14 protein-coding genes are annotated in these 11,600 nt (G+C 44.0%); 12 read left to right on the forward strand and 2 right to left on the reverse strand.

Annotated features, from left to right (window positions below; translation table 11 throughout):
* The first annotated feature begins 3 nt into the window (after positions 1–3).
* The 7 genes from NST16_RS04315 (at position 4) to yajC (ending at position 5,006) form a co-directional block, all read left to right on the forward strand.
* On the forward strand, positions 4–513 hold the full coding sequence (locus NST16_RS04315) for an intercompartmental signaling factor BofC (protein WP_340884239.1): 510 nt from the start codon (positions 4–6) through the stop codon (positions 511–513).
* Between the two features lie 138 nt (positions 514–651).
* Positions 652–1,257, forward strand: a complete 606-nt coding sequence (ruvA, locus tag NST16_RS04320) for a Holliday junction branch migration protein RuvA (protein WP_010335136.1) — start codon at positions 652–654, stop codon at positions 1,255–1,257.
* 10 nt (positions 1,258–1,267) lie between these two features.
* Complete coding sequence (ruvB, locus tag NST16_RS04325; RefSeq protein WP_010335135.1) at positions 1,268–2,272, forward strand: Holliday junction branch migration DNA helicase RuvB; 1,005 nt, start codon at positions 1,268–1,270, stop codon at positions 2,270–2,272.
* The gene (locus NST16_RS04330) at positions 2,265–2,465 is read left to right on the forward strand and encodes a DUF2905 domain-containing protein (protein ID WP_010335134.1); all 201 of its coding nucleotides are present in this window, start codon (positions 2,265–2,267) and stop codon (positions 2,463–2,465) included. Before ruvB ends, NST16_RS04330 begins: the two co-directional genes overlap by 8 nt.
* A gap of 26 nt (positions 2,466–2,491) precedes the next feature.
* Entirely contained in the window at positions 2,492–3,520 is a 1,029-nt protein-coding gene (gene queA / locus NST16_RS04335; protein WP_010335133.1) for a tRNA preQ1(34) S-adenosylmethionine ribosyltransferase-isomerase QueA, read from the forward strand.
* A gap of 26 nt (positions 3,521–3,546) precedes the next feature.
* Positions 3,547–4,692 carry a tRNA guanosine(34) transglycosylase Tgt gene (gene tgt, locus NST16_RS04340; RefSeq protein ID WP_168748352.1) on the forward strand — a complete coding sequence of 382 codons (1,146 nt, stop codon included), beginning with the start codon at positions 3,547–3,549 and terminating at the stop codon, positions 4,690–4,692.
* A 47-nt stretch (positions 4,693–4,739) separates the two neighbouring features.
* Positions 4,740–5,006, forward strand: coding sequence for a preprotein translocase subunit YajC (yajC, locus tag NST16_RS04345; protein WP_010335130.1), 267 nt, complete (start codon positions 4,740–4,742; stop codon positions 5,004–5,006).
* Between the two features lie 55 nt (positions 5,007–5,061).
* Here the strand turns inward: yajC and NST16_RS04350 are convergent, their stop codons facing one another.
* On the reverse strand, positions 5,062–5,451 hold the full coding sequence (locus NST16_RS04350) for a TIGR04086 family membrane protein (RefSeq protein ID WP_229146619.1): 390 nt from the start codon (positions 5,449–5,451) through the stop codon (positions 5,062–5,064).
* A gap of 196 nt (positions 5,452–5,647) precedes the next feature.
* Here NST16_RS04350 and NST16_RS04355 point away from each other — a divergent pair, with 196 nt between their 5' ends.
* A complete protein-coding gene (locus tag NST16_RS04355) occupies positions 5,648–6,304 on the forward strand; it encodes a DUF421 domain-containing protein (RefSeq protein ID WP_010335128.1) in 657 nt (218 codons plus the stop codon).
* Positions 6,305–6,307: 3 nt separating this feature from the next.
* Here the strand turns inward: NST16_RS04355 and spoVB are convergent, their stop codons facing one another.
* Positions 6,308–7,864, reverse strand: coding sequence for a stage V sporulation protein B (spoVB, locus tag NST16_RS04360; RefSeq protein ID WP_268445671.1), 1,557 nt, complete (start codon positions 7,862–7,864; stop codon positions 6,308–6,310).
* Positions 7,865–7,979: 115 nt separating this feature from the next.
* On the opposite strand from spoVB, the gene NST16_RS04365 reads away from it, so the two are divergent.
* The 4 genes from NST16_RS04365 to NST16_RS04380 all read left to right on the forward strand — a co-directional run bounded on the left by NST16_RS04365 (position 7,980) and on the right by NST16_RS04380 (position 11,598).
* Positions 7,980–8,276 (forward strand): post-transcriptional regulator, encoded by a 297-nt coding sequence (locus tag NST16_RS04365; RefSeq protein WP_010335127.1) that lies wholly within the window; start codon positions 7,980–7,982, stop codon positions 8,274–8,276.
* Positions 8,277–8,313: 37 nt separating this feature from the next.
* On the forward strand, positions 8,314–10,527 hold the full coding sequence (secDF, locus tag NST16_RS04370) for a protein translocase subunit SecDF (RefSeq protein ID WP_340884253.1): 2,214 nt from the start codon (positions 8,314–8,316) through the stop codon (positions 10,525–10,527).
* A 160-nt stretch (positions 10,528–10,687) separates the two neighbouring features.
* The gene (locus NST16_RS04375) at positions 10,688–11,185 is read left to right on the forward strand and encodes a cation:proton antiporter regulatory subunit (RefSeq protein WP_229146630.1); all 498 of its coding nucleotides are present in this window, start codon (positions 10,688–10,690) and stop codon (positions 11,183–11,185) included.
* 77 nt (positions 11,186–11,262) lie between these two features.
* Positions 11,263–11,598 carry a LapA family protein gene (locus tag NST16_RS04380; protein ID WP_010335125.1) on the forward strand — a complete coding sequence of 112 codons (336 nt, stop codon included), beginning with the start codon at positions 11,263–11,265 and terminating at the stop codon, positions 11,596–11,598.
* Positions 11,599–11,600: the final 2 nt, after the last annotated feature.

Here is an 11,600-nt window from a genome sequence, read left to right on the forward strand (position 1 = left end):
AAGGTGAAACGGTTTAGCACTGCGTATCTGTTGCTGGGTTTATTTTGCTCAGCCGCAGCTTTTGTAATGGGTGCTCCCAGCGCGTTAGGGGCAGAAGTGGAGCACTATGAACCGCTGCAGGTACATGTGCAGCTTGAAAAAGTGTATTTGGATGGAGAGGTCAGCATCGAGCATAAGCGTGAAAAGGTGCTCTCCATGGATGACTTTTGGGCGGATTATGCGGGATGGACGCTGGTCGAACAGAAAAATGGGTACGTTCTATTTCGGAAGCAGGTGGACGATATTTCTCCGCTCAGCAAGGTGAATGGGTATATCGGCGTTTCTGACAGCGGAGTGATTTCCACCTTTCATGGACGGCCGGAGTCGGATGCTGAACCCATTCAATCTTTTTTTCAAATTGACTTAGAAAGACTGGAGAGCCATATGCAAAAAAATCTCGAAAAAGGCATTCCGTTTCGGACGAAAGCGGAGTTTCAAGATGTCATAGAACATATCAAGACGTACAGCGGGTGACCACTGCTGATTGAAGACATGTGCTCATGTCTTTTTTTTCGTGGAACAATGAAAGACAAGCGAACATATGTTAACTTTTCATTAAGCCTTTGGCTGTTTTTATGGTACAATGAAGAACAGTCAAAGAGGTGAATGTTCGTGATCGAATTTGTTAAAGGGACGATTGATTATGTTTCTCCCCAATATATCGTGATAGAAAACGGCGGCATCGGCTATCAGATTTTTACGCCAAATCCGTTTATATATAAGGAGAGAAGTCAAGAAACCATTTTTACGTACCATCATGTAAGAGAGGATGCGTTTTTACTATACGGCTTTTCAACAAGGGAGGAAAAAGCGCTCTTTACAAAGCTGTTAAATGTGACCGGTATCGGTCCAAAAGGGGCACTCGCCATTCTGGGTTCAGGTGACCCGGGAGCGGTCATTCAAGCAATTGAAAATGAAGATGAAGCCTTTTTAGTCAAGTTCCCAGGCGTCGGCAAAAAAACTGCGCGCCAGATTATCCTTGATTTAAAAGGAAAGCTGGCTGACGTCGTGCCTGAAATGATTGAGAACCTGTTCAATCATGAAGAAAGACTTGATAAACAAACGGCAGAAACGGCGCTTGAAGAAGCACTCGAGGCCCTCAGGGTACTCGGTTATGCCGAAAAAGAAATCAAAAAGGTACTTCCTCACTTAAAAGAGGATATTGGTCTGACAACAGACCAATACGTAAAAAAAGCATTACAAAAACTATTGAAGTAAGGTGATGTTCATGGATGAACGGCTCGTCTCAAGTGAAGCAGACAACCATGAATCAGTGATAGAGCAAAGCCTGAGGCCTCAGCGCCTGGTTCAATATATCGGGCAGCATAAGGTAAAAGAGAATTTGCGTGTTTTTATAGATGCCGCAAAAATGAGACAGGAAACGCTTGATCATGTTCTTTTGTACGGTCCGCCTGGGCTCGGAAAAACGACGCTTGCTTCCATCGTTGCCAACGAAATGGGAGTGGAGTTGCGGACCACTTCGGGCCCTGCGATTGAAAGACCGGGTGATTTGGCTGCGATATTAACGGCGCTCGAGCCGGGGGATGTATTATTTATCGATGAGATACATAGGCTGCACAGATCGATTGAAGAAGTGCTTTATCCGGCAATGGAAGATTTTTGTCTTGATATTGTCATTGGAAAAGGGCCTTCTGCCCGTTCAGTCCGTCTTGATCTTCCGCCTTTTACATTGATCGGCGCCACGACAAGAGTAGGGCTTTTGACTGCGCCGTTAAGAGATCGATTCGGCGTTATGTCGCGGCTTGAGTATTATACACAAGAAGAGCTGGCTGATATTGTTACGAGAACGGCTGATGTGTTTGAGGTTGAAATTGATCAGCCGTCAGCGCTTGAGATTGCCAGAAGATCAAGAGGAACGCCGCGGGTGGCGAACCGCCTGCTGAGAAGGGTCCGGGATTTTGCACAGGTGTTAGGCGACAGCCGGATTACAGAAGAGATTTCTCAGGACGCTTTGGAGCGGCTTCAAGTTGACCGTCTCGGCTTGGATCACATTGATCACAAGCTGCTGATGGGAATGATCGAAAAATTTAACGGCGGTCCAGTGGGGCTAGATACGATTTCAGCCACGATTGGCGAAGAACCGCATACGATTGAAGATGTGTACGAACCGTATCTTCTGCAAATCGGTTTTATCCAGAGAACGCCGCGGGGAAGGATCGTCACACCGGCCGTTTATCATCATTTTCAAATGGAGGCCCCCCGATATGACTGAATTTCCTAAGATCATTATGATTCTTGGTGCTGTTTTGCTTATCATCGGAGCAATTTTGCATTTTGTTGGCAAGATGCCGGGAGATATTTTTGTGAAAAAAGGAAATGTCACGTTTTTCTTCCCGGTTGTCACTTGTATTATCATAAGTGTGGTATTATCAATCTTGCTTAATCTTTTCGGCAGAATGAAATAACAAAAGACTAGAATAAAGGTGAAATTATGAAAGTTGATTTATTTGATTTTGAACTTCCGGAACGTTTAATTGCACAGGTGCCATTGGAACAGCGTGACGCTTCAAGGCTGATGGTGCTTGATAAACATACAGGAGAGCTGACAGACAGCTCGTTTAAACAGATTATCAGTTTCTTTAAAGAAGGGGATTGTCTTGTCCTGAACAATACCCGCGTTTTGCCTGCCCGGTTATTCGGAACAAAAGAGGATACAGGGGCAAAAGTAGAACTGCTTTTGCTGAAACAGGAAGCCGGTGACAGGTGGGAAACACTCGTCAAACCGGCAAAACGGGTAAAAAAAGGAACCGTTGTAACATTTGGAGACGGTAGATTAAAAGCTGTCTGCACGGAAGAGCTGGAGCATGGCGGCAGAAAAGTTGAGTTCCATTATGACGGTATTTTTTATGAGGTGCTGGAATCACTCGGAGAAATGCCGCTTCCGCCATATATTAAGGAACAGCTTGATGACAGAGAACGCTACCAAACGGTGTTTTCAAAAGAAATTGGATCTGCCGCTGCTCCTACAGCCGGCCTTCATTTCACGGAAGACATTTTACAGCAGCTAAAGGACAAAGGCGTTCAAATTGAGTTCATCACACTGCATGTCGGACTCGGAACGTTTCGTCCGGTCAGTGCCGATGAAGTGGAAGAGCATAATATGCATGCAGAGTTCTATCAAATGTCAGAAGAAACGGCCGCGGCTTTAAACAGCGTAAGGGAAAAGGGCGGACGGATTATTTCTGTCGGCACGACCTCAACCCGCACGCTTGAAACGATTGCCGGTGAACATGATGGGCGATTTAAAGCATCAAGCGGATGGACATCTATTTTTATTTATCCAGGCTATGAATTCAAAGGCATTGACGGAATGATTACAAACTTTCATTTGCCGAAATCGTCATTGATTATGCTGGTCAGTGCGCTTGCAGGCAGAGAAAACGTCCTGCGTGCGTATAACCATGCGGTTGAAGAAGAATACCGTTTCTTCAGCTTCGGCGACGCAATGCTGATTATATAACTTGAGAACAGGAGGCCTCATAAAAAGTGGCTGAACAACCAATACGCTATGAATTTATAAAAGAATGCAAACAAACAGGGGCGCGCCTGGGCAGAGTGCATACTCCCCATGGCTCCTTTGAAACGCCTGTTTTTATGCCGGTCGGCACACTGGCGACAGTTAAAACAATGGCGCCTGAAGAGCTAAAGGCAATGGACGCTGGCATCATTTTAAGCAACACATATCACTTATGGCTCCGGCCGGGGCACGATATTGTAAAAGAAGCTGGCGGACTCCATAAATTTATGAACTGGGACCGCGCAATTTTAACAGATTCAGGCGGTTTTCAGGTCTTTTCATTAAGCAAGTTTCGTAATATAGAGGAAGAGGGGGTTCACTTTCGCAATCACCTAAATGGAGATAAGCTGTTTTTATCCCCGGAAAAAGCGATGGAGATCCAAAACGCACTCGGCTCTGATATTATGATGGCATTTGATGAATGCCCTCCATATCCGGCAGAATACGATTACATGAAACGGTCAGTTGAGCGGACAAGCCGCTGGGCCGAACGTTGTCTGAATGCCCATGCCCGTCAGGACGAGCAAGGCCTGTTTGGTATTGTTCAAGGGGGAGAATACGAAGATTTGCGTACACAAAGCGCGAAAGACTTGATTTCCCTTGATTTTCCGGGATATGCTATAGGTGGATTGTCCGTGGGTGAACCGAAAGACGTTATGAACCGGGTGCTTGAATTTACGACTCCGCTTTTACCGAAGGATAAGCCGAGGTATCTGATGGGAGTTGGTTCTCCAGATGCTCTGATTGACGGAGCGATCCGCGGAGTAGACATGTTTGACTGTGTGCTGCCTACCCGTATTGCACGGAACGGCACGGTGTTTACTGCTGAAGGCCGGCTCAATATGAAAAACGCAAAATTTGAGCGAGACTTCCGTCCGATTGATGAAGAATGTGATTGCTACACATGCAAAAATTACACACGGGCGTATATCAGACACTTGATTCGCTGCAATGAAACGTTTGGACTCCGATTAACAACTTACCATAACCTTCATTTTCTGTTACACTTAATGGAGCAGGTAAGACAGGCTATTCGCGAGGATCGTCTGGGTGATTTCAGAGAAGAGTTCTTTGAGCGTTACGGCTATAATAAGCCAAATGCGAAAAGCTTCTAATATAAAAAGCCATAATGGCAAGTTTGTTTCAGAAAGGGGGGAAAAAGATGACAGGTACTTTAGGTACAATCGTTCCTATTATTTTAATGTTTGCGGTTCTTTATTTCTTGCTGATCCGTCCACAGCAGAAGCAGCAAAAAGCTGTGCGTCAAATGCAGGAGGAACTGAAAAAAGGCGATTCAGTCGTGACAATCGGTGGATTGCACGGTACAGTTGACTCTATCGACGAAAGCAAAGTCGTCATTAAGACTGGTGATAACACACGTCTTACTTTCGACCGCCGCGCGATCAGAGAAACTTCTGCTGCTGAATAACAGCAGGAGTTCATACATAGCAAACAAAAAAGAGCGGGTAGCCCCCGCTCTTTTTTTATGAGGAAGATCTGCTTCCTCTCAAATTCACTCCGAAAATACCGCCAAGCATACATACGCCTAAAAAGCCAAGATGGAAGAGCAATTGTTCTACTGTAAATGTTTTTCCGAATCCTAAATATTGAAACAGTAAAATAATCAAGGAAAAGCTCAAAGCAGTCAATGCCCCAATCAGCCAGCCTCTTTCCTTCCCTTTCCCGCCAGATATGAATCCGCCGATAAACAAAGAAAGGAATGATACGGCGGTGATCAGCCAGTTGAATGATGATTCTTCAAGCGAGGTTGCTGTCAGTAAAAGTGAAACGGCTAAACTCGTTAGGAGCATGGCTGAAAATATGGCGATTAAGCCGTAGAGTATGCCTTTTCCAACTTGTTTCGTTTCCTCCATGAATTTCTCCTCCCTGCCTATCTATAAAGGCTTCTGTTCTTATTAAACAAAGCTTCAGACATGCTGATGGCTCGTCTTTGTAAAAATGTATTCCCTAGATCCGTGAATTAGACGTAAAAGCTTTATGAAATACGATCACTTTTTCTTACATAAATCGTTTGTTTTGTTGCATGCTATGATGAGTTGGAGGTGCATCATGGAAGAGCTTCTTACTATAACGTTTCGCACAGTCATATTATATTTTGTGATCCTGATTATTTTTCGTCTCATGGGCAAGCGGGAAATCGGAGAGCTTAGTATATTAGATCTCGTTGTCTTTATCATGATGGCTGAAATTGCCGTCCTGGCCATAGAAAACGTAGATGACCATCTGTTTCATACCATTTTGCCAATGCTTGTGCTAATGATGATCCAAGTGACGTTTGCATACCTATCCTTAAAAAACCGGCGTATTCGTCAGCTGCTTGACGGCAAGCCGACCATTATCATTAAATACGGAAAAATTGACGAAGACGCTATGAAATCACAGCGTTATAATTTTGATGATTTGATGGTTCAGCTTAGAGAAAATAATGTCGAAAGAGTAGCTGATGTATCATTTGCTATATTAGAGCCGTCAGGCAAATTGACTGTCGTAAAAAAACAGAAAGATGATGAACATAGACAGCTGGAGATGCCGCTTATCATTGACGGTGACATTCAAACTGAGAACCTGGCTAGGATCGGCAAAGATAGCAAGTGGCTTGAGGAGAATTTATTGAAACAGGGATACACGAGTCCTTCAGGTATATCATTTTGTTCGTTTACTGACGGTGAATTTTTTATTGATGAAAAAGATGGGCACCGCCCCTGATCTTCATCGGACAATCAGGCGTCCGATAACAGGGATGCGGCGAAGCTCATCTTTTTTGATTAAACGGAAAACGAGCAGCAAGATGATATAGAAAACAGCACTGATCGCAATCCATCCGGCAACATTCACAGCCTCTGACTCTCCGAAGCGCACATATTGTTTGACAGCAGAGCTGAGGAACCCGCATATAAAAATAACCGCGAAGCAGAGCACGTACTCTTTTATTTTGATGCTGATTGGCAGCACCTTGCTCACTGTCGCTGCATGCAAAAGGGTGACGAGCACCATGCCCGTTACAATCGCTAATGCGGCACCCATGATGCCGAGAGACGGTCTCGTGGCAAGGACGAAAATGAGGCCTGTTTTCACAAGAGCTCCGATCAAGCTGTTCATCATTGCGGCCCCTGCTAAATTGAGCGCCTGCAGCACAGCCTGAAGCGGACCCTGGAAATAATAAAGTAGAAAAAACGGAGCCATGACTTTTATAAACACGGCTGCGCCTGAGGACCCATACATCACGCTCATCAGCTCATCCGCAAACACATATAAAATCACAACTGAAATGCCCCCGCTAAGCAGGCACAGCCGCATGGCCTGCTCCAATCGGTATTCAACCACCTGAAGTTTTTTCTGTTCCATTCCTTCACTTATCGCAGGAACAAGCGCGGTCGACAAAGAATATGTAATAAAGCTGGGCAGAGTCAGCAGCGTCATGGCAAAGCCGGTCAGTTCCCCGTATTGCTTTGTTGCCGCAACTGTCGCCACTCCGGCAATTGCAAGGCTTTGTGCTACAACAATGGGTTCAAAAAACCATGAAAGGTTGCCGATAAAACGGCTGCCGGTTGTAGGAAGGGAGACACTCATTAATTGGGAAAAAGTTTCTTTTCCATTTTTAATCGATTGAAAAAAATGTTTTCTGATTTTAATTGTCTTTTTAAATTTAAAACAAATGAATAAATAAACGAGTGACGCCAGCTCTCCTGCAACTGAAGAAAGCATGGCTCCCGCTGCGGCATATTCAATTCCGTAAGGGAGAAAAATCGTCGTGCATACAGCCACGAGAGAAATACGGATGACTTGTTCTAGGACTTGTGAAACGGCAAGCGGGTTCATATTTTGTTTTCCTTGAAAATACCCTCTCAGCACACTGGATATGGCGATAATCGGCACGACCGGAGTAATGGCCAAGAGGGGGTACAGCGTCCTCTGATCTGTCAGCATGGTTTCCGCCATGACCGGGGCGAAAAATAAAAACAACGGTGTGAAAATTAGGCTGAGAATCCCAGTGATGGTAAGAGACATGACTAAAATATTTTTCGTTTTTTGATGATCTCCGCGTGCGCTGGCTTCAGCGACTAGCTTACTGATTGCGACGGGAAGACCGAATTGAGTTAATGTAGTGGCTAAGAAAAAGGTAGGAGCTGCCATCATATAGAGCCCGACCCCTTCTTCGCCTATGAAACGGGCGATGACCACCCGGTTGACAAAGCCGAGCATTCTTGTGACCATCCCTGCTGCGATAAGGATAAGAGTGCCCTTTAAAAACGTCTGTTTCGCCATTTTTACCCCCTGCCTTCTCAAACTACCTGGAATCATATACAATAAAGATATGCGTATATATCGTCCAAGCATGACAAGTCTTCTTGAAAAACAATAAAAAAGGAGCGTGGAATTCGTGGATAAGCATCCAGCCGATCTATATAAAGACCACGTAAGGCCGTTTCTTTACAGCAAACTGGAAGAGTTTAAGATTCTGGGATATGATGATGTTGAACTCGATAGTTTGTGGTCATACTTAAAAAACAAGAAGTGGAAAAAGAAATCGGAATTGCACATCTATGAACTGACAAGAGATATTTTATCAGTGAAAATTGGAGAATTTATGAACTATGCAACTGTTGAGTCATTTAAAACGTCTAATTGGCTGGGCAGTGAAGAAGGTCAGGAAGCATTGGAAGAACTACTGAGGTAGCAGTTGATCTGCATAGGTTTAAGGGAGGATATACATAATGAAAAAAGGACGCTTGATTGCGTTTTTCCTTTTCGTTCTATTGATTGGCACGGGGCTGGGCTACTTTACAAAGCCTGCTGCAAACAATATTACGTTAGGATTGGATTTGCAAGGCGGATTTGAGGTGCTGTATGACGTACAGCCTGTAAAAAAAGGTGACAAAATCACAAAAGACGTTCTGGTCAGCACAGTAGAGGCTTTGAACCGCAGGGCGAATGTCCTCGGTGTCAGTGAACCGAACATCCAAATTGAAGGAAATAACCGGATTCGTGTTCAGCTCGCTGGTGTGACAAACCAAAACAGAGCGCGGGAAATTCTTGCGACTGAGGCTCAGCTTTCTTTCAGAGATGCAAATGATAAAGAATTGCTGAATGGTGCGGATCTCGTCGAAAACGGCGCACAACAAACTTATGATAGTACAACAAATGAACCGATTGTCACTATCAAATTGAAAGATGCTGATAAATTCGGAGAAGTGACGAAAAAGGTCATGAACATGGCGCCGAACAACCAGCTTGTTATTTGGCTGGATTACGAAAAAGGTGACTCCTTTAAAAAAGAAGTTCAGAAAGAGAACCCTAAATATGTTTCCGCTCCGAATGTAAGCCAGGAATTAAACACAAAAGATGTAAAAATCGAAGGACATTTTAAAGTCCAGGAAGCGAAAGATTTAGCCAGCATTTTAAATGCCGGGGCGCTGCCTGTGAAACTGACTGAAAAATACTCAACATCAGTAGGCGCACAATTCGGACAGCAGGCGCTGCATGATACGGTATTTGCAGGTATTATCGGAATCGCTATTATTTTCCTATTTATGCTTTTCTATTACCGCCTGCCAGGATTGATTGCGGTGATTACGCTATCAGTTTATGTATACATTACACTCCAGATTTTTGACTGGATGAACGCTGTTCTCACTCTTCCGGGAATAGCCGCACTCATTTTAGGCGTTGGGATGGCTGTAGATGCCAACATCATCACCTATGAGCGGATTAAGGAAGAGCTCAAACTAGGAAAGTCAGTCCGTTCTGCCTTCCGCTCAGGAAACAGACGGTCATTTGCGACGATTTTTGACGCGAATATTACAACCATTATTGCAGCGGTTGTGCTCTTTGCCTTTGGGACAAGCTCTGTTAAAGGGTTTGCGACAATGCTGATACTGTCGATACTGACAAGCTTTATTACCGCAGTCTTCTTATCAAGATTTCTGCTCTCGCTTCTTGTGGAAAGCAGATGGTTAGACCGCAAAAAAGGCTGGTTTGGCGTCAAAAAGAAACATATTGTGGACATCCAGGACACAGATGAAAATACAGAACCGTATACGCCGTTCCAAAAATGGGATTTTACGAGCAAACGAAAAATTTTCTTTATTTTCTCAAGTGCAGTTACCGTTGCCGGGATTATTATTCTGCTTGTATTTAAGCTGAATTTGGGCATTGACTTTGCGAGCGGCGCACGGATTGAAGTGCAAAGTGACCATAAGCTGACGACAGAGCAGGTGGAGAAGGACTTTGCATCACTTGGCATGGAACCTGACACGGTTGTCTTGTCAGGCGAAAAGAGCAATATTGGTGTTGCCCGCTTTGTAGGAGTGCCTGATAAAGAAACCATTGCAAAAGTGAAAGATTACTTTAAAGACAAGTACGGAGCCGAGCCGAATGTCAGCACGGTGTCACCTACTGTTGGTAAAGAGCTGGCGAGAAACGCATTGTACGCAGTAGCCATTGCTTCAATCGGAATCATTATTTACGTTTCCATCCGATTCGAGTACAAAATGGCAATTGCTGCAATTGTTTCACTGCTTTATGATGCTTTCTTTATCATCACATTTTTCAGCATTTCAAGGCTGGAGGTAGATGTTACCTTTATTGCAGCCGTTCTGACGATTGTCGGTTATTCAATTAACGATACAATCGTTACATTTGACAGGGTTCGCGAGCATATGAAAAAGCGCAAGCCGAAAACGTTTGCCGATTTGAGCCATATCGTAAACCTCAGCTTGCAGCAAACCTTTACAAGATCCGTTAATACTGTATTAACTGTAGTAATTGTAGTCATAACACTGCTGATCTTTGGGGCATCTTCTATTACAAACTTCTCAATCGCTCTATTGGTTGGGCTGTTAACAGGTGTTTATTCATCCCTCTACATTGCCGCGCAAATTTGGCTTGTTTGGAAAGGGAAAGAATTAAAAAAAGGTACGGAACAATAGAGTAAATGGTCAGGCTGTCCTTTATGGGCAGCCTGATTTTTTGGCGTTTGATTGATCTTAAAATAGACATTTGCTATAATGACATACGCTTACAATTAAACATATAAATGGTGTGAAGAGGATTTGTGACAGGTTTTCATATATGTGGGAGGGTTTGGCTATGAAGGTTCGCGAGTCGGAGCTGCCGGGTATCGGGCAAAAAGTTGAGATTGTCACCAGAAACCAAGATAAAATATCAATTATTATTCATGACGACGGCAGAAGAGAGCTGTATTATTTTGACGAAAATGATCATGAAGAATGTGTGACATCCGTACAGTTTGATGATGCGGAAGCGAGGCAGATTTCTGCGATTCTGGGCGGGATGGCATATAAACCGAAAGCGTTAGAAACCGTGGAAGTAGCTCTTGACGATTTGATCATAGAATGGTTTAAAGCAGAAGCTGGAGCACCAGCCGTTCACAAGACCATCGGTGATTTGGACGTGCGGCAGGAATATCAAGCGACTGTCATTGCTATATTAAAGAAGAATCAGAAAAAGCAATTGAATCCTGGATCTGAAACAGTGATAGAAGAAGGAGATACACTCGTCATCTCTGGAGAGAGAGAAGGACTGAAGAGGCTGATTCGTGAAAAATTAACTGCATTGGGGGCTTGACCTCGCGTCAAGCTATGTTTAAAACCAAGGTGAATAGGGAAACTAACCTCAATAAATGAGGTTTGGGGGGGAATCGAATGAACAAACAATGGACGATTATATTTGCACTTATTTTTACATTGCTTGTCGCTGTTTTCGCAGTCATTAATGTAAGATCCGTAGAAGTTGATTACCTGTTTGGCAGATCAGAGTGGCCGCTTATTCTCGTCATTTTAGGTTCAGTACTGATGGGGGCGCTGATCGTTTTTTCTGCCGGGATTTTTCAAGTCATGAAGTTAAAGAGAGAAATAAAAGCGCTGCGGAAAGAAAACAAAACCGCACAGGACGTGATACATAACAAAGAGGATGCTCATTTGAATGATGTCCAAGCCGACACACAGGATGCATCCGCCATTATTGAGAAAAAAGACTAGTT

The organism is Bacillus sp. FSL K6-1005 (assembly GCF_038000225.1).
Classification (GTDB): Bacteria; Bacillota; Bacilli; order Bacillales; family Bacillaceae; genus Bacillus; species Bacillus mojavensis.

Bases quoted from the DNA above. Each gene is read 5' to 3' on its own strand.
- ruvB (WP_010335135.1), top strand. From the start codon at position 1,268: ATGGATGAACGGCTCGTCTCAAGTGAAGCAGACAACCATGAATCAGTG.
- NST16_RS04330 (WP_010335134.1), top strand. From the start codon at position 2,265: ATGACTGAATTTCCTAAGATCATTATGATTCTTGGTGCTGTTTTGCTT.
- queA (WP_010335133.1), top strand. From the start codon at position 2,492: ATGAAAGTTGATTTATTTGATTTTGAACTTCCGGAACGTTTAATTGCA.
- yajC (WP_010335130.1), top strand. From the start codon at position 4,740: ATGACAGGTACTTTAGGTACAATCGTTCCTATTATTTTAATGTTTGCG.
- NST16_RS04350 (WP_229146619.1), bottom strand. From the start codon at position 5,451: ATGGAGGAAACGAAACAAGTTGGAAAAGGCATACTCTACGGCTTAATC.
- NST16_RS04355 (WP_010335128.1), top strand. From the start codon at position 5,648: ATGGAAGAGCTTCTTACTATAACGTTTCGCACAGTCATATTATATTTT.
- spoVB (WP_268445671.1), bottom strand. From the start codon at position 7,864: ATGGCGAAACAGACGTTTTTAAAGGGCACTCTTATCCTTATCGCAGCA.
- secDF (WP_340884253.1), top strand. From the start codon at position 8,314: ATGAAAAAAGGACGCTTGATTGCGTTTTTCCTTTTCGTTCTATTGATT.
- NST16_RS04375 (WP_229146630.1), top strand. From the start codon at position 10,688: ATGAAGGTTCGCGAGTCGGAGCTGCCGGGTATCGGGCAAAAAGTTGAG.
- NST16_RS04380 (WP_010335125.1), top strand. From the start codon at position 11,263: ATGAACAAACAATGGACGATTATATTTGCACTTATTTTTACATTGCTT.